This window comes from Bdellovibrionales bacterium (assembly GCA_019750295.1).
Taxonomy (GTDB): domain Bacteria; phylum Bdellovibrionota; class Bdellovibrionia; order Bdellovibrionales; family JAGQZY01; genus JAIEOS01.
Map to the genome: position 1 here is coordinate 42,720 of JAIEOS010000117.1, position 24,473 is coordinate 67,192.

Here is a 24,473-nt window from a genome sequence, read left to right on the forward strand (position 1 = left end):
ATCGCTTCTTTAAGCGTATATATTTTGAAGGAATGAGAATCTTCTGCCTAAGCCTCATTGTCGCCTGTATTGGCTGCCAGTCCCTCAAGGAGCCCTATTCCGTGCGAGAGTCCTGCGTGATTAAGGATTATAAGTTTACCGATAAAGCTCAACCCGACGAGTTCGTCGTCCATGTTTCCTTATATGCCGGTGAGTCACCGTCCGATCGATCGATTCTGCTGATGCCACCGACGGGAGGTACGAACATGATCGATCGCAGCTTTGCGAGAACTTTCTGTAAAGCTGGTTTTGACGTTTATATTCTCAATAGCTGGACAGGGGACGACGAGGCCAACATCGATTATGGGATTCACCAGAGACTGTACACGCGCATGCTCAAGGCGGTGGATTACACGCTGACCCATATTCATAGCCCCTTTGTGGGAATGTTTGGAACAAGTTTAGGCGGCATCTTTACGGCGGTGGCCATCAATCATTTTGATCGAATCGACGCGGCCTTTTCCGTGGTGGGTGGAGCGCCGATTCCGGAGCTGATCGTGACCTCCGATCAGATCGCAATGGTAAATCTAAAAAAGCGACGCCAAGAAAAGTTTAGACCACAAACCGAAGCGGAGATGATCGCAGAGATTTACCAAAACTTTAATTTAGATCCGTTTAAGACCGAGCCCAAATTTAGAAACAAAATCACCGGCGTGTTTGTTTCTACCGGAGATCAAACCGTGCCCTCTCAATATCAGATGGCTCTAAAGGAGTTATGGCAACCGAAGACGGTGTACACCGTCTCCAACGGGCATTTTCTTTCGATTCTGCGTTCGTGGCTCTACGACGAGGAGTTCACGCAATTTTTCGTAGAAAGCTATCAGCAGAAAAAATCCTTGAAGTCTCCGCCATAATCGGCAGAGAACATAGAGGTTAAGCGAGCTTGTTCGTTTTGGCGGAGCTTGTGCCGAAGGCTTCGGAAACCGCGGAGAGAAGATCCTTGCGGCTAAAAGGTTTAATAATAAAATTATCGATTTCCATTTCAAAAACAGCACGAGCCTCTAAGTTTTCAGGAACGCCGGTCATGAGTATAAATGGAATATATTTTCCTGAGCGAACCCACTTCAAGAGTTCAAAGCCGTTCATCTGTGGCATCTTCATGTCACAAACAATCAGATCCACCGTCGATGCGCTAAGAACTGTTTTGGCCTGGGCCCCATTTGCGGCCTCAAGGATAGTGTAATTGTTGGATCTCAGAATATCACACACCGCTTCGCGAAGGTGCGTTTCATCTTCGACCACCAGTATGGTCTTCATGGTTTTCTCCTCGTCGAGTACCTCCATTATAACGGTAGGTCGGGAGTGAATCGTGAATTTATTAATGTCGGATTAAGAATATGGTTATTGGTCTTAAATCATTGGCGGGCAAAAGGTCCAAAATCTTAAGACATCTTAAGTTAAATTGCAGAATCCTAGACGTAGGATGACGGTGTCTACAAGTTTAACAGTGACCGAGTTTATAGCGACGAATAGGTCTAATAAAATCGATCCCGAGCGACACTTTGCGCGCGTCAGGCGCCAAAAAAGAAGACAACTGTCGACATGAGACGCAGTTTAGACAGATCCAGACTCATTTTAAGACACTCTGCCACGGCACGCCCATTGCTCTTATGACAATAAAGGACCTGGAGGTCAAAATGAAGTTACAGACATTGAAGAAGGCTATGGCCTTGGCTCTGTGCCTAGCGCTTGTCTCGAACGAGGCCTTCGCGCGCCACAATCGACGCACTCGTCGCGCCCCTGTAAGAACCGCTCAGGAGACCCGCGCTCTCAATTGCCTTGCGGCCGTTGCTGCCGGAGAAGCCGGTGGTCATGGTGAGCGGGCGCAGATCAATACAATGAAGACGGTTCTCAATCGTTATCGACTAGGTTATGGTTCCAGCATCTGCGGGATTGTTTACGCACGCTCGCAATTTGCGCCACGTCCTGGGCGTGTTACTCCTCGCATTCGTCAACTGGCCGCGATGATGCTCAGTAAAAGCGCGGATCAAATTGCTACCGCGGCCACTCACTTTCACTCCTATAGAGGCGCCTACGATCGACGCGCACCTTGGGCTCGCAGAATGGCTTACTTAGGTTTTGACGGAGCTCATCACTTGTTTCGCTTATCTGGGACACCCAATGCTCGTCTCGCGGCTGTGAATCAGCAGCGATTGAATCAGGGCATCTCCGATGGAACTTCTCCGACAATTATGGCCAGTGCGCAGGACATTACGGATGAGGGGCTCTTTACCCTCACCTCCATTTAGAATTTAAATTTCCCAAGCCTCAGTGATCTACTGAGGCTTTCCGACAAGATCCAAAAGATTTGCACTCATATCATCAATTCGAACAAATTTCTTAATTTCTTCTTGAACTGTGACATTGATTTTATCTTTAAATTCCGTGTTGACGCGACCGATGGGTAAGCACGTTAAACCCAAGGTGCTGACGCGAATATCAATTCCTCCTTCGGGAACTGAAGGTTGACCTTTTTCATCAAATACAAAATCCAAATGATAAAAGTGAAAGCCAATTTGACGATTTTTAATCACCGATTTGAGACCGGGGATGTCGAGAGCTTTCTCTTGCAGGAGCCCATCGAAATAAATGGTGCTTTTGGCGCGATTTTCACACTGGGTGAGCCAATCCTTTCCATCACGGGCATTATCGCCTAGATCTGCGATAGTTAGACTGTCTTGAAAGTTGTTCACATCAGACACGCCACCAAAAGCTCCAAAGGTTAATCCCATTCGGATTTCTTCTTTTTGATTTTGATGAACATTGACGTTCACTAGCGCTACGGGCGCCGTCGACTGGTAGCTCGGAGTTTCGGCATTGGACAAAGAGTCGTTGTTGTCGATCATACGATGACCGTCGACGACAAGGTGAGAGATCTGAACTTCCGGAGCGGCCTCTTTAAATTCCATTTTGCCTTTGGGAAAGCCAATCAATCCTTGAATTTGGAAACCTGATTGGTTTTTCTGAAGCCGTGTTTCGATGGCGACCGTCGAAAAGTAAAAAGGTTTTTGATCTTTCGCAAACCCTTTTTCGTGCCAGTACTGGTTGTGGCTAACAATTGAATTCGAAAGATCGGTGTAGAGTTCGAATTCGGAGTCGGTCATGTTGGTTCCAGCCGAGAGGTGAACGAGTTTGGCACTGATGACTCCGGCCGGTGTCTCGAGAGGGACGCTACGAATCGTTTTGGATTTATTGATAAGCCCATTTTTAAGGAGCGGGAGGTAGTAAAGATTAAAATAGGCCTCTTTGTTCTCGGGAAGGCGAGAGTTGATCTGCCCCAGAGTCGACAGCATGCCGTCGCTTAATCCTTTAAAAGAGATCTGTAGGTCCTTCATGTCTGTAGCGACAATTGCCTGAGTCCCGATCTTTGTGACGCCTTCGACAAACGTATTCACGATCAGTTGCTGAAGTTCTTTATCATCGACCCCATAGGTAGATATAACAAGAGTGTACTGATGGTCCGGAGAGGTAGGTAAGCTCGGAAGCCCATTGGCCTTCGCCGCTAGGGTCGAAAATAAAACTGTGATTCCCAAAAACAAACGCATTACCATAATTGTCTCCAATCAAAAGCTTCCATCGAGCAAGCCGTTTTTTGCGGGGCAAAGAAGAGGAAGAATCGATCTTTTCCTTCTTTGAACTCTTTGCAGGTGAGAATCCGGAGATTCTCCACCGTTCGATCTAAATCATAATCCGTCGGTGGATGATTGAACTTCTCGTGAAAGCGCTCCGCAAACCAAGTCATTTGTTTCACCATTCCGACATAACTTAAAATGTTTCCGAGTTTCTGATTGTTTAAAAGCGCAACCACCGCTCTTTGCAATTGTTCATTGGCAATCAGTTCTTCCGTGCGTGCGTCGACTGGAATATTCATTTTTAATAAAAGGCTTTTTATTTTTTCGCCGATCTCTTTAGCTTTCTTTGCATCAATTTCGGTCTTACCGACGTAATCGCCAAGATAGGATTTGAGCAAGGCCTGAGCCTCGTCGGCGCGAACTCCTGGGGCTTCGAGAAGATATCCTAAAAGAATCGTGCCGCGAATATATCCGGGAGGAGTCTCCGGCGGCATTTTCCCAAGAGATTTCACTAAAACCTCGGCGACAATACTAATTTGATCGATGAGTTCCGAGGATTTAAAATCATATCCGCCCACTTCCATCCACTGAAACACTTTAGTGATCACCATGTCATGGATTCGACGACCCTCGATCACGCCATAGTCTCTCCATTCCGCAATGAGCTCCAGCTGCGGATCAATCTCTACATCAGCCGGAGCAAAGACATCTCCGCCTTTGATGCCCAACATGCGGATAATTGGATTGCTGGTGCTATCCAATTGTGAGTAAACTAGGGGAAAAGGGTAAGTACGATCGCTGGGTTGATACTTCGGAACAACACAGTTTCCAAGGGATTTGCAGCTGAGTCCATAAGCATAAGAAACCACTTGTGAGCAAAACAAAGTGTTTTCGTTCTTCATGTCCATGGCAAAGTTGTAACCAATGCCACTGGCGAACCGATCACTATAGATCTTTTGAAGTGTCTCTTTATCGGTGGGATACTTTCCTTTAAAAAATTGATCGAGCATAAGCTCTGCAGCTTGCGCCCGAATTTTTCTTAAGGTGGCATCATCTTGTTTTCCATCACCGATATAGCGATAGTGTCCGATTCGGGCTTTAGCATCTTTGAGATAATAATCAAGAGCGGTGATCTGCACCCCGTTGTCCAGTTCCGCTTCGATAATATAAATTTTATTGGCGATGCCGAGCTTTGCTTTTTCGTCGATGTAAACGAGAGCCAAGTGGCTAAACTGGTTATCGATGTTTCCGATGCGACTGATCGCCGCGCTACTAAACGCCTGACCACGACTGAGCAACATGTCTCCCGTTTGCAAAGAGTTGGGAGTTTTGGGTTCCGACGTCAGCGGGAATGTGTATTTCTCGTTATGGAATGAGGTGTTCACCATGGTGTAAGGCCACACCCCCTCCATCCGTCGCACGACAGGGAGGGTTTGTGTGGATTTCTGCAGACGATAAAGCCCCCAATAGTCCTCGAAGGTGCGAAGTGTGCGAGAGGCGACCTTGAGATAGCGAGCGCATTCGTAAAGTTCATCGTAGTTCTTAAATTTGTTTCCCCACACCCAGTCTCTAAATTTTTTACGAATCGCCACTCGGGAGTCAAAAAATGTGTTCACTGGATTTTCGGAGAGCTGGCTTGAGAGGAGGGCCTGATTATTTTTTTCGCCTTCGGGAGCCCCTAAATAGTATTTAGGATCGAGAGCATACATCGACTCATAAATTTGTTTGAGTTTGGCGGAACAAGTTTGAGCATTAAACACCTGCTCATTTTCGATCAAGCGGCGAAACTGTTGCGCCGACTCCTGAAAGTTGGGACTCAAAGGGATTTGTGGTTTTTGATATTCATAAGCTTGGACTGATGTCGCAATCAGAGAGGCAGAGACAAGTAAACCTCGCAGTAAAAACGGCATTCGATCTCCTTTATTTTCGCAATGAAAAGAGCAGGAGTACCGTCTTATTTTACGGTGCGAAAGAGGGAGTCTATCCCTTGGAAATCTTTACAGGTTTTCCCAGGTGACCACGGTCTCAAGATCGCTGTCGATGAGTTGATCTTTGGGTGTCACAGTGAGTCTTTCCCAGGGGACGGACCCCAAGAACCACCACTTCCAAAAACTCGTATCGCCTTGGGGGTTTTCATCGAGAAGTTTTTGAAACGCTTTGATGCTTCCGATTTCTTTATTCAGCACAAAATAAAAAGATTGATAGACGAGTTTGGAGCAATAAAGGCGGGTGGAATTATAATCGAAGCCAGTGTCGTAAAGAATTCCCATTTGAGTATCAAGGTAGGACTTTAGGCGCGATAAGTCTGCCGGGGACATTCCGCCTTTGAGGCGACGAACTGCAAAGTGATCGTTTTGCGTTTTGTCCAAATAGTCGCAGAGTGGAGTCTTACGGGATGTAGGGAGGGTGCTCTCCACCATGACCCATTGATTGTTCACCAGTGTAGCGATCCCGACGTGCGACGTCCAAGTTTGAGTGGCGGCGGCCACGGCTTCGAAAACAAAACTATCAATATCAAGAAAAACAATGTCGCCCTCCTTGAGATAAGACGCCACCTTGTTGCAAAGTTCTGGGCTGTTATTGCTCGCATGGAGATTTATAGAAATGAGAAATGTGAAAGTGATCAAGAAGTGTTTCATACCGACGAAGCTAATAGGCCTCGTCGGGAGTTTCAAATAAATTTAGTTGCAAATGGCACGGAGGCTGATGCGGCGAGTAGCGCGCGATCCGCAGGCGCCCTGGCTGGCGTCGTGCTGGCTTAACTGAAGCGTGATTCGATCCTGATTGCGATACTCCGTGTGGGAGACTTCATAACCTAAAAGAGTGCACACTTGGAATGCAGGTGATGGAGCCGTGCCGCTCCCCGTAGACGTGGGAGCCGGACTGCTCGCGCCACCCTCTTTGCGCTTACAGCGAATTTGACCGACCTTTAAATCATTCGGTTTGGACATGCGTTCGCCTTCGGTGCTCACATAATTTAATGTGACATCCATTTCCCAAGTGAACTCGGCCATCTCGCCAGAGAGTGTAATCAAACGGTTTTGGTAATTGTCCGCTCCGACACGAGTGTTGGTGGCTGGAGGAGACAGCGTTTCTTTCTTGTATGGCGCCTGTGGGGCGGCCGGAGCCGTCGATGGGGTTGCTATTTCCGGGCTCGGTTGAGCTGTCGCTCCACCGCCAACGACTTCATTCGTCTGAGCGGAAGCGATCGATCCAGCGAAGGCACAAAATGTAATGAGTAGGATCTTATACATAGGTGACTCCTTAGTCAGAAATAATGCCAGGCTTACGTGGGCAAAACGGTAAAGAGATATGAACGTGATCGTGGTGAAGTCTTTGGCGGCAATCAATGGCACCGGCCACTCGGCTATTGCGGCATCCCGGTTGTGTTCCGCGAATCGTGGTTCTCCAACATTGCACAAAGGCATTATAAAAGCGACGGTTTCCAGAGGCGATAGTCATAGGAACATTTACTCTCTGACCATTAGAAAGAGTCAAATTAAAAGCGCTGATATCTAGCGAACGACCAGTGGCATGCATACTGAGCTGGCTTGAGCCTCGAGCCGCGCGATAAGAGTAACTCCCCATATTTTGAACATGAATATGGCTGGCCGCAGGAAGACCCTCGGACCGCAGAGCTTCGTTTACACATCGGGGCATGTTTTCCATAAGAAAGGAATTGAAGCGCGAGGAAAAGATGAGAGGACCGCAGCGACTGCTCGAAGCTCCAAAAGTCACGTTACCGCCACAGCCACTCACTTGGACGGCGCTGTCTCCACCGGCTAATCGGCGATAAACGCTGACCGCTTGTTGGCCCACATAGCGGCCTGGAGATTGACGAACAGAAGGGCGCGGCGTCGGAGTCGGCACTGTGCTGGGATTCGGGCGCCGAGAAGGGGCTGGTGTATATTGCGGTGCTACCGATGGGGCTGCCGAAACAGCTTCGGTCGAAAATTTCACTTCTTGGGAGTCATCTTCAACAACATCGGATGTATCTCCATCAAAAATCCAACCGGTTCCGCCCACTTGAGAATTTTGGGGAATATACATTGATCCACCAGAAGAGCTCTGGGCATGAGCCGGAAATACCGTCATCAAGCTCACAAAAGCATAAATCAAATATCTCAGAGGATATGCAATGCATAGGGCTTGCTTCAAACTTTGTAACTTAAATGTGAGAGCCGCATTCAATCTAGGCATAAGTCCCCCAATTCTCAGAGCTGCAATTGACGCGCCTACCGAAATCGATTTTAAGTGGACTTATCTGTATTCAAATTGAAACAGTGTCAAAAGAGTCGACAGAATTGGAGGGAGGCCCCTGTGAATATCCGTTCTCAAAAACAATATGAAGAAGCCTATTCTTTAAGTTTATCCGATCCCGACACGTATTGGTCGCAAGTGGCCAAAGAATTTACGTGGGTCAAACCTCACCAGAAAGTTCTGACCGGGCAGTTTGGCGATCGGGTGGAATGGTTTTCGGGCGGAGAACTCAATATTACAGTGAATGCTCTCGATCGCCACGTCCAAACCCATCCGGAGAAAATCGCCATTTACTTTGAGCCCAACCAAGAGAGTGGTGAGAAAACTCAATACAGTTATTCCCAGCTCCTTGAGAAGGTGTGTCAGTTCGCCAATGTTCTTAAAGCTCAAGGAATCAAAAAAGGTGACGTCGTTGTCTTTTATATGTCGATGGTGCCGGAGCTTCTTATCGGAACTTTGGCGTGCGCGCGAATTGGCGCCATTCACAGTATTGTGTTTGGAGGTTTTTCGTCGCAGTCCTTAGCGAATCGAATTCAAGACAGTCAGGCGAAACTTTTAGTGACCAATAACGAAGCGGTTCGCGGTGACAAAGTGATTGGTCTCAAGACCATCGCGGATGAAGCTCTTGATAGCGCCCCCTCTGTGAAATCGGTTTTAGTTTTAAAGCGAACCGGAGGAAAAATAAATTGGAGAGAAGGCCGCGACCACTGGTTGGAGCCTTTGATGGAAAAAGCAGAAAAAATCTGTGCGCCAGAAACGATGGCTTCTGAGGATCCTTTGTTCATTCTCTACACTTCAGGTTCCACCGGAAAACCGAAAGGTCTTCTCCACACCACAGCGGGATATATGGTGTGGGCCGCAGAGACGTTTAAACATGTTTTTCAAATGCAAAAGCCCGAGGATATTTTTTGGTGCACAGCAGATCTTGGTTGGATCACGGGCCATACCTATATCGCCTATGGTCCGCTGCTCAATGGTGTGAGTCAGGTGATCTTCGAGGGAATTCCCACCTGGCCTGATGCGGGTCGTTTTTGGCAGGTCATCGAAAAATTTAAAGTCAGTCATTTCTATACCGCACCCACAGCGATACGATCGTTGCAGTCGCAGGGATTGAGCTATGTGCAAAAGTCCAATTTAGAATCTCTCAAAGTTCTTGGATCTGTCGGCGAGCCTATCAATGAGGAGGCCTGGCAGTGGTACAATGAAAACATCGGTCGCGGAGAATGTCCCATCGTCGATACGTGGTGGCAAACAGAGACCGGTGGCATTATGATTTCGACTCTCGCCGGCGTTACTCCCAGTGTGCCGACGATGGCGACCTTACCTCTTCCGGGGGTGGAGCCTCTCCTTGTGGATTCTGCTGGACGAGAAATTCACGAGACGGTGGCCGAAGGTGCACTCTGCATGAAGCGCCCATGGCCGGGAATGGCACGAACCATTTATGGTGATCATCGAAGATATCAAGAGACTTATTTTTCGACTTACAAAGGGTATTACTTCAGTGGAGATGGAGCTCGGCGAGATGAGCGCGGATTTTATCGTATCAGTGGGCGCATTGATGATGTCGTGAAAGTGTCGGGACATTTGATCGGTACGGCGGAAGTTGAAGATGCAATTAATCTCCATCCGCTGATTGTTGAATCCGCAGCGATCGGTGTGCCTCACCCTATTAAAGGCCAAGGTCTCGTGGCATTTGCTACTCCGAACTCAGGGCAAATACCTAAACCAGATTTATTGAGAGAATTAAATGAGATCATTACGAAAAATATCGGACCTCTTGCTAAGTTAGAGCGGGTGATTGTGGTGAGCGGACTTCCCAAAACTCGCTCAGGAAAAATCATGCGACGAATCTTGAGAAAGGCTTTCGAAGGCGATGTGGATCAACTCGGCGACACTTCGACATTATTAAATCCAGAGGTGGTCGATGAAATCCTTCTCAAATGTAGTGCAATAGAGCTCAAATAGTGCGGCGAAACATAAGGGCTTCTTATACTAAGGATAACGAAGATTATTTTGATTAATACCTCGCTGATCAATATAACTAGTCCCACTAACAGAGAGTTCAATTTGGGGATCGAAGGTTAGGGATCGAAAGATCCATCAAAAAAAAGGAATTGGGGATTGAACCGGCCCTTTACGTTTGGGGAAATGTAACTGGGCCCGGTATCTTGTCTGCGCTTTTCAGCAGTTTGATTTCAAAAAGTCTTAAAAGAAAAATCAAAAAATTTAGAAACAGTTTCTCAGGGACACGGGCTCCATGCCCTCGCCCGTTTTTCCGACAGGAAGTCGGAAATCGCGTCACGCTAACGGGAGGTCCCTTCGAATCTATTTCTAAATTTTTTGATTTTTCTTTTAAGACTTTTTGAAATCAACCTGCTGAAAAGGCTTCGTGCGAATAGGTTGGCTGGAATGTTTCGTGGGGTGGGGGGGGGTGGGGGGTCGGGGACTTTACTGGGTGGGGGCGGGGGTTGAGGTGACGAAGGTTGGGGGTTTTGAGGTGGAGCTGGATGACGGTCTTGAGGTTTTGGTGAGAGTGATGCTGAAAGTAGAGTGTTGAGGTAAGCTTATCTTTATAAAGCTGGGACATTCGGATTTTGGGGGGGGCGTCTCTGGGTGAGGCAGTCTCGAATTTATAAGCAATCTAGGGCGCTCGGATGGGATTGGGCTTTAGGAAAGTGTTAAGAATTCCGAAGATATATATGTGGAGAAGTCGGTCATGAAGGTTTTGTTTTTTTTAATTTTGATGATTCAGTTTCGAGCCTATGGCCAGATTGATCATATCAAAACATGTGCGGGCGATACGCCGACAGAATATGTCGATGAATGTCTTTTTCCGAACGATGATCAAAAGATTGTAACGTGTTGTGATACTAAAGGTGCGGTCTTCTGTGGACCGTCTCAGTGCATTTGCGCCAAAGGTGCCGCTAAAGTGGAACGCTTGCAGACGGATGCTATTAGAAATCTTTGCGAATCGAAAGCGGCGCAAGAGCATCATTATAAAATTAGAGAAGCTCGCGAACTTGCGGCCTCTAAATCTCAGCGCAAATAATAATTCAAAATTAAATTAAAAGTTTCATGCAGAAGACGGAGCCGCCGGCCTTCATGAATTCGGATGTTTCTACGGGATGCACCCGGAAACCTAATTTTTTAAGTTGGTTCGAAGTGTACTCGCTGCCTTTTTGAATCACCACATCGGTCCCGTGGAGGCAGCACGCATTAGCGGCGAAGTTTTGCACCGCCTCGTCCGAGGGAACGCGAATCAGATTTCTAAAGCGCGATTTAAGAATCAGGAGACCTTCGGGAGTGAAAGCCTCTTCGACGTAGAGAGCGGAGTCTTTATTGAGGATACAAAGGCAAGTGTCCAGATGATAGAAGTTTTCGTTCACAAGTTTTAAAGTATGGATGTGCAGGCCCGTGATGTTTCCAATTTGAGTGTAAACATCTTGTTCGGTCCGATAGCCGTAGCCTCCAAAGAGCTCTTGAGTTTCGTAGTTCCACAGTAGGTCGCCCATGCCCTCGAAGGACTTTCCGCTCGTGCTAATCGGATAGCATTCGATATTATTTTGCGTAGCCCACTGATGAAAGTGTTCGACCTCGTCTTGGCGCTGAATGGACTGCATGCGACTTAAAATCACTTGGAGAGACTTATTTTTGTAAAACGGGAACATTTGGTTCGCACAAAAAACCATGTCGGGCAGCCCAGGTTGGCCCTCGATCACTTCGACTTGTAGATCTAGGCTCTCGAACTTTTGTTTAAGATTTTCCCACTGGCGAACGGCGCGGGTCTTATCAATTTTCTTCAACTGGCCTGATTTGTCGACCATATGCGGGTTGATGCTGTATTTGATGTCGAAGAAGTCGGGCTTTACCATGAGCATTTTCTGGGGCCACATAAGAATCTCCTAGTGAGGGCACTTACACAATTGATGATTGTAGTAATGAGCCAATAACATCAGTGCGCTACCGGTGACGCTGAGGGGAACACTCACGATCATTGTATGCGCGAAGATCAAGCTAAATATGAGGAGGGGCATACCGACGCAAGCAAAGCGCAGTGCTTTTTTAGAGCCATGAATCAAAAAGCCTTTCCAAAATGTAATCCCAGAGACGGAGATTAATAAGATCATCACAATGTCGAACCAAAGGTGAGAACTCTCATGGGTAATGAGAAACGGAAAGAACATCATAATGAGGGGAATTGAACAGCAATGAATGAGACAGATGGCAGAAGCGCTGATCCCGAGATATTCAACCCAAGCGTGGTTTTTCATGGACCTAAATTATTGATTTCTTTAGCATAATGCAACCAATTTGCGTTTTTGGGAAGGAGTTGGGATCGCTTTAAAAAATTGTCTCAAAAAAAGACAAAGAAATTCATGGGGTTACAAATAAAGTATAAAAATGGGAAAAATTTTCCTCATTTTCTGAGACGACCTTACCGATAGATTAAATGAAGCAATTGAGAGCAATTAATTAATCTTTGGGAGGTTATCAATGGCATTCTCTAAGTTCATCATCGTGAGTGACGACCCGGTCATCATTCATAGAGGTCAGGAGTTTGCACAGACTCTAGGTGTTCAGTGCGATGTTCAGTCGCCAAGTTTTTCATCTTCGTCTGTTCCATCACTGTCTGTTGGCAGTGGACAAAATAATTCAGTAAGCAACGTTTTGCCATTTCCTGGTGTAGGAATGAGTTCAAGCTCAAACGGTGCTGTGGCTACAATCAACGATCTCGAAGCACAAGCTATCGAAAAAGCGATCCACTCTTTCCGTGGTAACCTCACTGAAGCTGCAAAAGCTTTAGGTATCGGTCGCGCAACGCTTTACAGAAAAGTGAAACTTTATAACATCGATCCATCTCAAGCACGCAGACGTCGCGCTGCTTAAGGCTCGTGAGGCTCTCAATGCAGAAAAAAGTCAGGGTTAAATCCTGACTTTTTCTATTTGTGCTTTGGACTCCACCATCGAGGCACCGCGAGCCATCGTAAATGGACATCTTGTTTTTTTAAATGCGTCTCAAATTCCAATTTAGCGACGCCCCCTTTTTTATAACTCAAAAAAGGACGTGTTGATCCCGTCAAAAGATAAGATGTAAATTCTGAGAGATGAGGCTCATGCCCAACAATGGCTAGAGAAGGGCTCTTGTATTTATTAATCTCCTCGATAAGTCCATCGTGATCTCTATTCGGAGTCAGTCGTGTCGTCTCAATCCGTTGAGCCTTAGGAAAATACTCCGCCAAAATCTCCGCCGTTTGCAAAGCTCGCGTCCAAGGACTAAACAAAATCGTCTCCAAGGATTCCAGTCGAGCCAAAGCCTCAAACCCTGCGTGAAGCTTCTTAATCCCATCCTTCGTTAAAGGTCGAAGCGAATCATCACTCTCGCGCAAAGCAAACTCCACCTTATCCTCAGCAACCCCATGTCGAACCCCAAAAAGAAATTTTCCCATCCAAAAACCCTAACCCCACCCCATTACCCAGTCAAAACCCTAAGCGTCCAAATCAATGACATAAAGGTGCTCGCTTTTCTTTTGCTTTGTTTTTGAGTTTTAAAATAGCATCGAGAGGACCTCCCGTTAGCGTGACGCGATTTCCGACTTCCTGTCGGAAAAACGGGCGAGGGCACGGAGCCCGCGTCCGAACGAAGCTATTTTAAAACTCAAAAACAAAGCAAAAGAAAACCTGGACCAGTACCAGTGTCTCGTTTTGAGACTCGCAAAACCGTTTACAATTAAGACAGAGTGTAAAGGGGAGTGACGCTTTTTGTAACGATTGGGTCTTTAATTGTTTGTGGTCTGGTATAAAGTTCGCAGTGATTCATTGTGTACGAAGTTGTGTTAAAATTCTTAAGGGCTGGGGGAACAATGTCAGATGATCGCAAAGTCATTCCGTTAAAAACCAAATACAAAAAATCTTTAGTGAGTACGACTCCGAATGATGTTCGCGCCGCCGCAACAGCGACTTTAGCCTTTACGCTCTTTTTAATGGTCGGTCTCAATTCCTCTCTGTTCAGTGGATCGAAAGAGCCACAGACAAATCTTCGTGGCATTGCGAGTGTGTCCAAGGGCGTTGAAACGGAGTGGAGAGAAAATATCGAAAAGTTAAACTCCAAAGAGATGGTTGTGGAATCGGCGAAGCGCCCATCCCCAATGGACTCTTTAAGCTTTGGACTTCTTGAGGGTAAGTATTCGATGAAGGTTCAGGGTGGTCGTATTACTCAAATCGAGTTTGATCGCAACGAAAAGCATCAGCCTAAAACATTACAAGATCGCATTCAGTTTATCCATAAGTTCGCTGACGTTTTTGTGCCCGGATTTAAAGTGGCGCAAAAAGCAGGCATCGAAAAAGTCGACACCGGTTTTCGCGAAACCTATCGTGTAGATAGCGCGTGGGGCGAAACGTGGTTTGATTTCCAACTGGACGACCAAAAACGCCTCATTTCCCTCGAAGTGAAAAAATAAAAATTTAAATTTTGCGACAATGAAGAACAATTGCTTGCGTCTTTTTTCGAAAGACGCATAATTTGCGGATATGCGTTGGATACTCACGTCTTTATTTATTTTTTTTGTAGGCTGCACTTCGGCCATGATTCCTTTTTCAAAGGAAGATCCCCTCACGGCGCCAGAGGATAAGCAAATTCAATTTTACCTGCAGGATCTGGAGCAAGGATGCCGTGACTACCAAGGGCCGGGAGATCTCATTACGCCCCAGCAGCGCATTTGTGAGACCAGCAAGCTCAGCACGTTTGCAATGAGATCTGACGAAGAAGGCTTAATTCCTATTCCGTTTGAAAATGGTGTTCTGATTCCACCTAAAGTGATTGCAGGCGCCGCACTCAATGACTTTCAACAAAACGTGATCTTGATCCACAATAAATCAATCAGTTTTAAAGAGGCCATTGTTAATCTTCTTGCAGTTAAAATGAATGATCTCTATCGCATCGAGTTCAAGAACAACTGGATATATATCACGGTCGAGAGTCTCCGAGTGACGGAAGATAATCTCTTTAGTAAAAGTATATCCGACCTCGGTTTCGCTCTGAAGCGCGAGCACGATCCGGACAAAAAAAATCTCATCCAGGTTGCGATACTGAGTAAATACGCGGACGTGAGCTTTAAGTTCGATAGAGAAAACACGTTATCAGCCAAGGAAATCTCTGAGCACCTCCTTACGGAAGCGATAAAAAATAAAAAGGCCTGGTGGTATGGGAAGGTGATCTTTGAGGCGAACACCGTTTTAGGAAAATTAGCGTTGATGAATAATAACTTGCAAGAGGCCAATCGGCGTCTCCTGAAATCGGTCGATCTCGATCGGAATTCTTTATTTGCGTTAAGTCCCTACCGAAACACACAGTTAGCAAAACCGCTGCTCGAGAGAAAACAAAAGAAGACGGTCCAGCAGTTTTTGCGCAAATTACGAACGTTACGACTCCCCAGAACCGACGTGGACGACATTAAATTTTGGGAAGATGAACTTAAAAAGTCGGGGATAACTCAATTCAAACCCATCTACGAAAGATAGGGACGAAGGAAGGTACCGGGTACCTTCAGTCATTGTGGAGAGATGACTCGACCAATGTCGAATTTTCGCTCGATAACCTGCTGTGTCCTGATCTGAGATTTGTTTAAGATTTTTCCATAATTTCCGATAAATAAGAGTGAACTCCTTAAAATTGATCGGCTTTATTCTATTTTTATGCCCACTTCAGGGGATAGCGCAGGTTCCTGCGAGTTTTGTCTATCAGGGCCAAATTACCAAAAGTGGTGGGTTGCCATTAGAAGCCAATCCCGTTGTCTTTAACGTCCGCATTTATTCCGCCGTCAATGATTGTTTAATGTATGAAGAGCAGCACTCCGTCAATATGCTGGGGAGTGAAGGGGCGTTCTCGCTCAATATCGGAGCAGGAATTCGCTCAGGTTCGGACTACGAAGATACATCTTCGATCATCGATATTTTTAGAAATGGAATTAATCACACGGGCATTACAACATGTGCGGCAGGAACAAGCTACAATGCAATTGCCGGTCACACTCGAAAAGTCCGCATCGGTTATAACGATGGCTCGGGACTTGTCACGTTGGCTCAGGATTTTCATTTGCAGACCGTTCCCTACGCTTGGTATGCGAACAGTTTACAAGGACTCACCGCAAGTAATTTTGTGCAGATCAATCCTGGACAAAATATCACGCAAGCGAATTTAGAAAATCTACTTGGCGGCACGAATTACAATACTCTTTATAATTTAGCCAGTGGAACTTCGACCACACCGTTAACCATGAACGGTCAGCAGATCAAAAACTTAGCCGATCCGACATTAGCTCAAGATGCCGCGACTAAGAATTATGCCGACACGAAAATTGCGGGTGCTAATATCGACGTGAGTGGGGTGGGGGCCGGAACTGGAAATGGTCGAATCCTCTCCTGGAACGCGACGCTCAATCGTTGGGAGGCCGTAGTGCCGTCGACGATGACCGACGCGACGAAGCTACCACTTGCCGGTGGAACCATGGCCGGAACCATTAATATGAACGGCAATCAGATTTTGAATACAGGCCACATTACAATGCAGAACCTATCGACTGTGACGCTGGGAAAGTTTTCAAATGCTCAAGAGACGACTCTTGTGGGTACACTCGCGATCGGAAATAGAGGGGCCACATGGTATAACACGGACACCGATAGAATCATGTACTGGGATGGAAATAGTGCGGAGGCGGTGGGTGCGGGTAGTGGCACAGGTGATATCGAAGGCGTCGTGACCAACTCAGGTTCCGCTCTCTCTGGCGGCGTGACGAGCGGAACGGCGACACTTGCGGTGGTCACCGATGGTGTGACGATAGAGACTAACGGATCCAATCAACTCCAAGTGAGAGACGGCGGTATCGGTTCGGCGAAGCTCTCCACCGACGCGGTGACAACATCGAAGATATTAGATGGCAGTGTGACGACTGCAAAAATCAACTCACTCAGTGTAACAAAAATTACAAGTGCCGCGGCCGAATACTTCTCCTACATGCCAGCGGGTACGGAATGTACCAGCAACTACACAATGATCTGGGATGCGGTCAATGACCGTTGGATTTGCGGGGCTTTGCCGAGCAACTTCACGGCCATCGCGGATGCGGACAACGATACGAAAATTCAACTGGAAGAAAGTGCTGACGAAGACAAAATTCGATTCGACACCGCCGGCACGGAACGTATGGTGATCGACGAAACCGGTCGCGTCGGTATTGGGACGACGACCCCAGCTCCTGTGGTGGCTAATCGCAAAGTTTTGGATATTTACGACGGTTCCGCAAATGGAGCTGAGCTTAAGCTCTATTCGACAACCACACAGTTTCGAATTTTTAATAACAATGGGTCAAATGAAGTCGGCTTTGGATCGGATTCGAACTCGACCGTGCATCTCTACACTAATGGCGGTGGAAATCGAAGGATTTCTATTTTAGGAACAGGGAACGTAGGTATTAATAGTTCAAGTCCGCAATCTCAATTGGATGTTGCGGGAACCATACGTGCCAATGAAATTTGCGACGAAGCGGGTTCAAACTGTAAGGACATTTCTAGTGGATGGGGCGCCGGTGGTGACATTGATGGCATTCTCACCAATGCGGGCTCGGCTCTAAGCGGAGGGACGGGAAGTGGAACAGCCACTCTGTCCGTCGTGACCGACGGCACGACCATCGAGACCAACGGTACAAATCAACTTCAAGTTAGAGACTCGGGTGTTTCCTTAGCTAAATTAGCGGCAGATTCGGTCAACAGTTCAAAAATTGTCGATGGTTCTATCACGAACGCGGACATTAACGCGGCAGCAGCGATTGCGTGGAGTAAAGTTGATAAGACGGGAGCGATTGCAGGTGATATCGGAGCCGCAACGGCGACTCGTTCTATCAATACAAATTCAGGTTCTGGATTGACCGGCGGAGGAGACTTGTCGGCAGATCGGAATTTAGCGATCAATACTGATAACTCCACATTGGAAATCGCGACGAACACTCTCCGCGTCAGAGACGGCGGCGTCACCAATGCGAAAATCAGTTCGGTCAGTGTGGATAAAATTACCAGCGCAGCGTTACAGTACTTTAGCTACATGCCGGCAGGGACCGAATGTGGTCCCAATGAAGTTCTCAAGTGGAACGCTGTCAACGATCGTTGGCTCTGCGGCGCTGATGATGCGGGGGCGATAACTAGCGTTTTCTCGAGAACGGGAGTGGTTGTCGCGCAAAGTGGGGACTACACCGGTTCACAGATTACCAACACGGCCAGCGGCAACATCGCCGCAACAACAACTCAGGCGGCCATCAACGAACTCGATAGCGAAAAAGTAGCGAAAGCCGGCGATACGATGACCGGTACACTGAATCTGCCCAACGACGGTCTTGTTGTAGGAACCTCTCAGTTGGTCACCGCGTCTGGAAAAGTGGGAATCGGGACGTCAAATCCTTCTGTAAATTTAGAAGTTGCGTCGACGAATTCCTCCACGAGTATTCAATCCATCAATCTGAACACAGCAGGCGCAGCCGTTTATCCCTCTTTGAGTGTGCAGAATTTTTCGGGCGCAACGACAGGTCATCCTGTGATGATTTTGCAAAACTCTCGAGGTTCTTCGACGTCTGCAAGTTCTCTGCAATCCGGCGACATGTTAGGATCTATTTTATTCATTGGCCAAACAGATGCGGGAACCAGCGTTCAGGCGGCCCGCATACAGGCTTTTGCCGAGGATACCTTTACAAGTTCGACCAATCCCTCCGTCTTGTCATTTGCGACATCAGGTGCAACTGGGACTTACACAGAGAGAATGAGAATTAGTTCCATCGGAAGTGTAGGTATAGGCACAAGCAACCCCACTACCGGAGCAATTTTGGATATGAACGGTACGGGAGCGACAGGAAGCACCATCGTTATTCCTCGCGACACAACAGGCAATCGTCCTGTCTCGGGCGTTAATGGGATGCTTCGTTACAACACGACGACAAATAAATTCGAAGCCTACGAAAACGGAAGCTGGGTCAATATGATTGGCTCAGGTGGCTCATTTGTGAATGTGACCTCCGGAACTGGAACTGCTGCTTTACCCTCGTATTCATTCACTGGCGAACCCGACACAGGTTTCTGGAATCCTTCAGCAGATACCATTGGTTTTGCTGTGGCCGGAACGAATCGCATGAATTTAAATTTTAGTAGTATGACGTCCACAGTTTCCTCCGGACCCAGTTTAAATTTGGGAACAGCAAATGTGGCGACAAGTCCTGCGTACTCATTTAATGGAGATCCTGACACAGGTTGGTTTAATCCAGCCTCCGATGTTCTTGCCGCGAGCACTGCGGGTGTCGAGAGAATGCGATTCACCTCTGGGGGGGACATCGGAATAGGTACAACTTCTCCTCTTTTGAGACTCCATGTTGCAAGCCCTTCCGGTATCGCGGCAAATACGATGTTTTCAACCAGTGACTACGCGAATGGTTCTACGGGGTCGGCGCTCACTTTTGATTTTGGAGCCAGTAGCGGAAACACTTACAGCCGAGTATCAGCGATGTCGGCCGGAAATACTGTTTGGAATAACTTAGTCCTCCAAAGCGGCGGAGGAAATGTGGGTATAGGATCGACATCGCCTTTGCGTAGGTTTACTGTCAATGGAAGTTCGATCGCCAACGGCAGCCACAGAGTCATCAGTGTGAATGAGCCCACCGCAAGCAATGAAAGTATTTCTCTCGGATATGATTCAAACGGAACGATTCACACAGCGGGCTTTCTACGTTCAAATAACAATTTACCTTTATCGTTGGGAACTCTAACCACTCCTCTCGCCCTGCAAATTCTAGATGGCGGTAACGTGGGGATCGGGACGACAAATCCCGGGCAAAAACTTGAAATTAATGGTGGAGGTGTGGCTGCGGGTGTGGCAATTCGGGGTGGAGCCGCAGTGCCAACGTTTCTAGATTTTGGGAATACCACTCGTCAAGCAACTATAGGTTTTGCTTCCGCCGCAAACGAATGGGCCCTAGGTAGCTCTGCCGCAGATTTAGTGATTCGCACAGAGTCCAATTCAAATAAAGTAATGATCGGTTCGACAATTGGAGGCCCAGTTCTAAATGTTTTGGGATCTGGAAATGTGGGGATTGGCACCACGAACCCCGTCGCTAAACTTGAAGTCAGCGGGAATTTAAAAATAGGTTCGGACAGTACGACGTGTGATTCGACCCGATTGGGCAGTATGCGGTTTGAGAATGACTTTTTATTTGTTTGTAAATCCACAGGATGGGCGGTGGTACAAACAACTACTCCTGTGGCGGCATTGAGTGTCTCGCCCAGCTCTGCAACACTGAACCTCACGGGCGGTGTGAGTCCGGGAGCTTATACGAGCTTTACATTTACAAATACGGGTTCCGCAACGACGACTTCTATTGCGACCAATTTATCCAATTCTACCAATTTTCAAATTGGTTCGAATACGTGTAGTTCGGCTACACTTTCTCCGGGATCCAGTTGTATCGTCCAAGTTCGTGCTATGGCATCAACCAACACAAGTTATGCTGGGACGATTTCAGCAACGGCGGGCGCCGCAAATGCATCGGCATCACTTGCGGGAACTTCCACAGGATTTTCTGCATCTCCTCCTGATTGCTCCCTATTCACATCTCCTGAGCCAAACACGCCCGGCTACATGTACTTCCCAGTTTCGACCACTCAAAAAGTCATGACAATGTGTACATTCTCCGGGATTACGAGCACGTGGGTGACGAATTCCGGAAGTTGTTGGGGAACTGGCTGCTGGACGAGTCCGGCAAGCTCGCCCGGAACAGGCACAGGTGGGGTAGAGTTTGACGTTTCAAATTCATTGGTTCCAGGATTTGATAAAATTTATCGATGTAACGCGGGAATTGTGCAAATGAGTACATCCGGTGGAGCTTTCGTCAATCAAAGTTGGTCTGGCGGGGCTCAAAGCGGTCAGCCACTTCGGTGTGTGTCATACTAATCAGAAAAGCAGGGCCGTTGATCCGACCCTGGTTCAAATTACTTTGAAGCTTCAGCAAAAAGCCTACTGGGGCACTACTTCTTCATCCGGAGCGAAGCCGCGACGGAGAGTGTTCTCAGTGACAACTTTGGGATCCATAAAATGTAAGAGGTAATCAGGGCCGCCGGTTTTACTTCCGCCGCCAGAGAGTTTAAATCCTCCGAAGGGATGTCTTTCCACGAGCGCTCCGGTGGACCCGCGGTTGATATATAAATTACCTACGTTAAATTCTCTTCGAACCATTTCGATGTTTCCGGGGCTTCGCGAGTAGATTGCGCCTGTGAGAGCGTAATCGGTGTCGTTAGCCACAAAGAGAGCTTCTTCGAGGTTTTTGACTTTAATGATGGAAAGGACTGGACCAAAAATTTCTTCCTGAGCGATGCGGGCTTTGGGCGGAACGTTGGTGAAGATCGTTGGGGGAATAAAGTATCCCTTGGCGTTCGGTCCAGAGTTGGGGACATTGCCTTGGAAAGCCAAAGTGGCTTCGCCTTTTCCGATCTCAATATAGTCTTTGATGCGATCGTACGCGTCTTTGTCGATCACTGGTCCCATAAACATATGAGGATCTTCGCTGGATCCGACTTCGATGGATCTGGCCGCTTCGACGAGGCGATTTGTAAAGCGCTCGTAGATTTCTTCAAGGACAATCACGCGACTTGCGGCCGAGCATTTTTGACCTTGAAATCCGAAAGCGGAGTAGAGAACTCCGGCCACCGCTTCATCGAGATCCGCATCGGAGTCGACGATGATTCCGTTTTTACCACCGAGCTCGGTGAGAGTGCGTTTGATGTGTCGTTGACCAGGATGAACCACCGCTGCTTTTTGTAAAATGCGTAAGCCCACATCTTTGGATCCGGTAAAGCACACCATCGCTGTGATCGGGCTATTCACGAGGTATTCGCCGACGACTTCTCCAAGGCCGGTGATCATGTTCACCACGCCCTTGGGAGCTTTGGCTTCGATAAAGGCCTTCATCAAATAGTACGCAGTGATGGTCGTTTGTTCGGCGGGCTTCATCACCACTGTATTCCCAGTGACGACAGAGCCAGCCACCATGCCTGTGAGAATCGCGAGCGGGAAGTTCCACGGCGCAATCACCACATTCACTCCGCGGCCTTGGTAAGAGAACATATTCACTTCTGCAGGAGCGACCCCCACTTTTTTAGGGATGGCGAGTTTTTTCATTTCCTCGGCGTAGAATCGACAGAAGTCGACCGCTTCGCCCACATCCCCGTCGGCCTCTTTCCATGTCTTTCCGGCCTCGAGTATTTGGCAAGCCGCGATCTCGTTGCGGTCTCGCTCGAGAATATCGGCCACGCGATGGATCAGCGCTGCGCGATCGTGAGCCGATGTTCGTGTCCAAGATGGGAAGGCTTTGTTAGCACTTTGCAAAGCCACTTCCGCTTGATCTGTGGTCGCTAGAGCGATTTCGCCCAGAGTTTCCGCCGTGGATGGATTGATGGTGGGCATCCATTCGGTGGCTTTGAGCCATTCGTTGTCGATGGCGCCAGACCATTTTTTGTTAAGATTTTTATTTTTAAATTGAGCGAGCGATTTTTCCATGACGGTGCGTTTGTCATTCTTAGAAAAATCATAAGGCGCGAGGTTCGTAAACGGGCGAGAGGCGGGAGGAGGTTCGACTTCCAATGCCGGAGGTGGTGTGGTCACTTTAAGTTTAGGGTCGGCAAGAAGAGCCGCTTCGGCGACGTTGTCGGCAAACTTCGAACGCAAGAAGGACTCGTTCGAAGTGTTTTCAAGAAGGCGACGCACGAGATACGACATTCCTGGAATCAATTCGCCCACAGGACAATACTCGCGCAAGCGGTACCCTTGCTGAACGATGGATTTTTTGAACGGATCCGCCATTCCGTAAAGCATTTGGATTTCAAACGCCGTCTTGGGAAGCTTGAGTTGTTCCGCATAGGCCATGGCGTGAGCGATCGAACGCACGTTGTGCGAACCGATGGCGAGGTCGATGTAGCGGTTATTATCAAGAAGTATACGAGTACACTCTTCGTAGTTAATGTCCGAGTGAGCTTTTTCGGTGTAGACCGGGATGGGCCAATTCTTTTGTTTCGCTCCGATCGTCTCGTAATCCCAATAGGCGCCTTTCACCAAGCGAACTGCGAAGGGTGTTCCGCGCTTTCTAGAGAAATCCACAAGGTTTTGAACATCTTTTTTAGAATCGCGCAAGTAAGCTTGGATGACGATTCCAAAATGGCGGTAATCTTTAAATTCCTCTTCCATTAAAAGTTGTTTGAACACTTCGATGGTTAAATCTTTGATATGGTACTTTTCCATATCTACGTTGATAAAAACAAAATTCTCTTTGGCCTTTTTAAAGATCGGACGCAGCTGTTCTTTGACTTTTTCGATACTGTGTTCCCAAGCTTCCGGGTGAATTTGTGAATAGAGTGCGGTGATTTTCACAGAGATGTTCACAAGAGGAATGTTTCCGCGATGATCGGTGTCCACCTGGGGCTCTGGAGACCACGTTTTGGTTTCTTTGGTGAGCCAGTCCATCAACTCGAGGTAACGCGTTTTATATTCAAGGGCTTCGGCTTCACTGAGGCAGGCTTCGCCGAGAATATCGATGGTGAATGTTTTTTTCTCTTTGCGGGAATTTCTTAATACGTTGATGGCTTCTTCAGGATTTTCTCCAGTGATAAACATCTTCGCCATCTGTGTGACGTTTTTTTTGATGGCTCCGGCCATCAAGCCCGGTGCTAAGGAACCGATGCCTAAGCCAAAGTTAAAGACAGAGGGGAGATTGTCGCCTTCTTCCGCGAAATACTCTTTAAGATGTCGAGCCACATCGCTTCCAGAATTGAGAGTCGGAAGCACATCCACAAAACGAAACATCTGTGTTTTAAAAGCGGGGTTGCGCATAGACCATTCCATGATTTTTCCGTACCAACGTTCCTTGCTAAAAAGTGACTGCGAATCGCCAGCTCCGCCTTTAAAAATTTGCTGACCTTTGGCTTCAATTTGCGTTTGCAAAGTCGACATGAATACCCCTTTGAGAATGGCGCGAATATGACGTATTTTTTGAGTTTGCTCAATGAAAATGAAGACCGGAGCTCAAGGAACAGACAGCCCTAGGCTTGCGGTCTTTTGTGGTGTTTACAAGCCCATGACTTGGGAAGTCATGGGCGGATCAAAGTGACTATTCCTCAGACCAGATGCCGATTTCTTTAAGCGTTTCACAAGTGGCAGCGTCCACAAGGATTAATGAAGTGCCTGAATTCGATGGGGCGTTCCAGGAGAGAGAGTAAAAAAGCACACCGTCTTTGGCTGCGATTGTTTTGGCTTCGTCGATAGCCTCTTGGCTTTCATTGAGATCGACGAGAGCGTTATCTAGCATATCGAGTGCGTCTTTCTGAGTTGTGACCTGAAGCCCCTCGTAACCCCAGTCGCTTGTTTGGGCGCTGTCTTCGATGAGTTTCTGATCGATCTGTTGGTAACATTTGTCGGCGGCGAGAGAAGCTGAAGATAAAAATAAAGCTGATAAAATAAGAAGTGATTTCATGAAAGTCTCCTTTGTTGAGCCTATAGAACATAAAAGCGTTTGACGTTGGTAGCGA

General features: G+C 47.5%; 19 protein-coding genes. 8 read left to right on the forward strand and 11 right to left on the reverse strand.

Going from position 1 to position 24,473, the window contains the following annotated elements:
- Positions 1 to 32 precede the first annotated feature (32 nt).
- Positions 33 to 893: a hypothetical protein gene (locus K2Q26_14610; protein MBY0316750.1), complete on the forward strand. Its 861-nt coding sequence runs from the start codon at positions 33 to 35 to the stop codon at positions 891 to 893.
- Between the two features lie 19 nt (positions 894 to 912).
- Here K2Q26_14610 and K2Q26_14615 read toward each other — a convergent pair whose 3' ends face one another.
- Positions 913 to 1,296: a response regulator gene (locus tag K2Q26_14615; protein MBY0316751.1), complete on the reverse strand. Its 384-nt coding sequence runs from the start codon at positions 1,294 to 1,296 to the stop codon at positions 913 to 915.
- Between the two features lie 380 nt (positions 1,297 to 1,676).
- Here K2Q26_14615 and K2Q26_14620 point away from each other — a divergent pair, with 380 nt between their 5' ends.
- A complete protein-coding gene (locus K2Q26_14620) occupies positions 1,677 to 2,288 on the forward strand; it encodes a cell wall hydrolase (protein MBY0316752.1) in 612 nt (203 codons plus the stop codon).
- 27 nt (positions 2,289 to 2,315) lie between these two features.
- Here K2Q26_14620 and K2Q26_14625 read toward each other — a convergent pair whose 3' ends face one another.
- The 5 genes from K2Q26_14625 to K2Q26_14645 form a co-directional block, all read right to left on the reverse strand.
- Entirely contained in the window at positions 2,316 to 3,584 is a 1,269-nt protein-coding gene (locus K2Q26_14625; GenBank protein ID MBY0316753.1) for a hypothetical protein, read from the reverse strand.
- Positions 3,584 to 5,521 carry a hypothetical protein gene (locus tag K2Q26_14630; protein MBY0316754.1) on the reverse strand — a complete coding sequence of 646 codons (1,938 nt, stop codon included), beginning with the start codon at positions 5,519 to 5,521 and terminating at the stop codon, positions 3,584 to 3,586. Before K2Q26_14630 ends, K2Q26_14625 begins: the two co-directional genes overlap by 1 nt.
- Positions 5,522 to 5,608: 87 nt before the next feature.
- Positions 5,609 to 6,250, reverse strand: a complete 642-nt coding sequence (locus K2Q26_14635) for a hypothetical protein (protein ID MBY0316755.1) — start codon at positions 6,248 to 6,250, stop codon at positions 5,609 to 5,611.
- Positions 6,251 to 6,292: 42 nt separating this feature from the next.
- The gene (locus tag K2Q26_14640; protein MBY0316756.1) at positions 6,293 to 6,865 is read right to left on the reverse strand and encodes a hypothetical protein; all 573 of its coding nucleotides are present in this window, start codon (positions 6,863 to 6,865) and stop codon (positions 6,293 to 6,295) included.
- A gap of 10 nt (positions 6,866 to 6,875) precedes the next feature.
- On the reverse strand, positions 6,876 to 7,811 hold the full coding sequence (locus tag K2Q26_14645; protein MBY0316757.1) for an extensin family protein: 936 nt from the start codon (positions 7,809 to 7,811) through the stop codon (positions 6,876 to 6,878).
- Positions 7,812 to 7,931: 120 nt separating this feature from the next.
- On the opposite strand from K2Q26_14645, the gene acs reads away from it, so the two are divergent.
- Positions 7,932 to 9,836, forward strand: coding sequence for an acetate--CoA ligase (gene acs, locus K2Q26_14650; protein MBY0316758.1), 1,905 nt, complete (start codon positions 7,932 to 7,934; stop codon positions 9,834 to 9,836).
- Positions 9,837 to 10,587: 751 nt separating this feature from the next.
- Positions 10,588 to 10,920 carry a hypothetical protein gene (locus K2Q26_14655; protein MBY0316759.1) on the forward strand — a complete coding sequence of 111 codons (333 nt, stop codon included), beginning with the start codon at positions 10,588 to 10,590 and terminating at the stop codon, positions 10,918 to 10,920.
- Between the two features lie 10 nt (positions 10,921 to 10,930).
- On the opposite strand, the gene K2Q26_14660 is transcribed toward K2Q26_14655, so the two are convergent.
- Both K2Q26_14660 and K2Q26_14665 read right to left on the reverse strand, forming a co-directional pair.
- Positions 10,931 to 11,764 (reverse strand): hypothetical protein, encoded by an 834-nt coding sequence (locus K2Q26_14660; protein MBY0316760.1) that lies wholly within the window; start codon positions 11,762 to 11,764, stop codon positions 10,931 to 10,933.
- Between the two features lie 9 nt (positions 11,765 to 11,773).
- Positions 11,774 to 12,142 (reverse strand): MerC domain-containing protein, encoded by a 369-nt coding sequence (locus tag K2Q26_14665; GenBank protein ID MBY0316761.1) that lies wholly within the window; start codon positions 12,140 to 12,142, stop codon positions 11,774 to 11,776.
- 223 nt (positions 12,143 to 12,365) lie between these two features.
- Between K2Q26_14665 and K2Q26_14670 the strand changes: the two genes are divergently transcribed.
- Positions 12,366 to 12,758: a hypothetical protein gene (locus K2Q26_14670; GenBank protein ID MBY0316762.1), complete on the forward strand. Its 393-nt coding sequence runs from the start codon at positions 12,366 to 12,368 to the stop codon at positions 12,756 to 12,758.
- Between the two features lie 53 nt (positions 12,759 to 12,811).
- On the opposite strand, the gene K2Q26_14675 is transcribed toward K2Q26_14670, so the two are convergent.
- Positions 12,812 to 13,318, reverse strand: a complete 507-nt coding sequence (locus tag K2Q26_14675) for a histidine phosphatase family protein (protein MBY0316763.1) — start codon at positions 13,316 to 13,318, stop codon at positions 12,812 to 12,814.
- Positions 13,319 to 13,732: 414 nt separating this feature from the next.
- Here K2Q26_14675 and K2Q26_14680 point away from each other — a divergent pair, with 414 nt between their 5' ends.
- The 3 genes from K2Q26_14680 to K2Q26_14690 all read left to right on the forward strand — a co-directional run bounded on the left by K2Q26_14680 (position 13,733) and on the right by K2Q26_14690 (position 20,850).
- Positions 13,733 to 14,329 carry a hypothetical protein gene (locus K2Q26_14680; protein MBY0316764.1) on the forward strand — a complete coding sequence of 199 codons (597 nt, stop codon included), beginning with the start codon at positions 13,733 to 13,735 and terminating at the stop codon, positions 14,327 to 14,329.
- 70 nt (positions 14,330 to 14,399) lie between these two features.
- A complete protein-coding gene (locus K2Q26_14685; protein MBY0316765.1) occupies positions 14,400 to 15,389 on the forward strand; it encodes a hypothetical protein in 990 nt (329 codons plus the stop codon).
- A gap of 136 nt (positions 15,390 to 15,525) precedes the next feature.
- The gene (locus tag K2Q26_14690; GenBank protein ID MBY0316766.1) at positions 15,526 to 20,850 is read left to right on the forward strand and encodes a hypothetical protein; all 5,325 of its coding nucleotides are present in this window, start codon (positions 15,526 to 15,528) and stop codon (positions 20,848 to 20,850) included.
- A gap of 63 nt (positions 20,851 to 20,913) precedes the next feature.
- On the opposite strand, the gene K2Q26_14695 is transcribed toward K2Q26_14690, so the two are convergent.
- Together K2Q26_14695 and K2Q26_14700 are read right to left on the reverse strand one after the other, a co-directional pair.
- Positions 20,914 to 23,898 carry a proline dehydrogenase family protein gene (locus tag K2Q26_14695; GenBank protein ID MBY0316767.1) on the reverse strand — a complete coding sequence of 995 codons (2,985 nt, stop codon included), beginning with the start codon at positions 23,896 to 23,898 and terminating at the stop codon, positions 20,914 to 20,916.
- Between the two features lie 157 nt (positions 23,899 to 24,055).
- A complete protein-coding gene (locus K2Q26_14700; protein MBY0316768.1) occupies positions 24,056 to 24,418 on the reverse strand; it encodes a hypothetical protein in 363 nt (120 codons plus the stop codon).
- Between the last annotated feature and the right edge of the window lie 55 nt (positions 24,419 to 24,473).

What these genes read in the sequence shown, in the direction of transcription:
- K2Q26_14610 (MBY0316750.1), top strand. Translation starts at nt 33, where the DNA reads ATGAGAATCTTCTGCCTAAGCCTCATTGTCGCCTGTATTGGCTGCCAG.
- K2Q26_14615 (MBY0316751.1), bottom strand. Translation starts at nt 1,296, where the DNA reads ATGAAGACCATACTGGTGGTCGAAGATGAAACGCACCTTCGCGAAGCG.
- K2Q26_14620 (MBY0316752.1), top strand. Translation starts at nt 1,677, where the DNA reads ATGAAGTTACAGACATTGAAGAAGGCTATGGCCTTGGCTCTGTGCCTA.
- K2Q26_14625 (MBY0316753.1), bottom strand. Translation starts at nt 3,584, where the DNA reads ATGCGTTTGTTTTTGGGAATCACAGTTTTATTTTCGACCCTAGCGGCG.
- K2Q26_14630 (MBY0316754.1), bottom strand. Translation starts at nt 5,521, where the DNA reads ATGCCGTTTTTACTGCGAGGTTTACTTGTCTCTGCCTCTCTGATTGCG.
- K2Q26_14635 (MBY0316755.1), bottom strand. Translation starts at nt 6,250, where the DNA reads ATGAAACACTTCTTGATCACTTTCACATTTCTCATTTCTATAAATCTC.
- K2Q26_14640 (MBY0316756.1), bottom strand. Translation starts at nt 6,865, where the DNA reads ATGTATAAGATCCTACTCATTACATTTTGTGCCTTCGCTGGATCGATC.
- K2Q26_14645 (MBY0316757.1), bottom strand. Translation starts at nt 7,811, where the DNA reads ATGCCTAGATTGAATGCGGCTCTCACATTTAAGTTACAAAGTTTGAAG.
- K2Q26_14655 (MBY0316759.1), top strand. Translation starts at nt 10,588, where the DNA reads ATGAAGGTTTTGTTTTTTTTAATTTTGATGATTCAGTTTCGAGCCTAT.
- K2Q26_14660 (MBY0316760.1), bottom strand. Translation starts at nt 11,764, where the DNA reads ATGTGGCCCCAGAAAATGCTCATGGTAAAGCCCGACTTCTTCGACATC.
- K2Q26_14665 (MBY0316761.1), bottom strand. Translation starts at nt 12,142, where the DNA reads ATGAAAAACCACGCTTGGGTTGAATATCTCGGGATCAGCGCTTCTGCC.
- K2Q26_14670 (MBY0316762.1), top strand. Translation starts at nt 12,366, where the DNA reads ATGGCATTCTCTAAGTTCATCATCGTGAGTGACGACCCGGTCATCATT.
- K2Q26_14675 (MBY0316763.1), bottom strand. Translation starts at nt 13,318, where the DNA reads ATGGGAAAATTTCTTTTTGGGGTTCGACATGGGGTTGCTGAGGATAAG.
- K2Q26_14680 (MBY0316764.1), top strand. Translation starts at nt 13,733, where the DNA reads ATGTCAGATGATCGCAAAGTCATTCCGTTAAAAACCAAATACAAAAAA.
- K2Q26_14685 (MBY0316765.1), top strand. Translation starts at nt 14,400, where the DNA reads ATGCGTTGGATACTCACGTCTTTATTTATTTTTTTTGTAGGCTGCACT.
- K2Q26_14695 (MBY0316767.1), bottom strand. Translation starts at nt 23,898, where the DNA reads ATGTCGACTTTGCAAACGCAAATTGAAGCCAAAGGTCAGCAAATTTTT.
- K2Q26_14700 (MBY0316768.1), bottom strand. Translation starts at nt 24,418, where the DNA reads ATGAAATCACTTCTTATTTTATCAGCTTTATTTTTATCTTCAGCTTCT.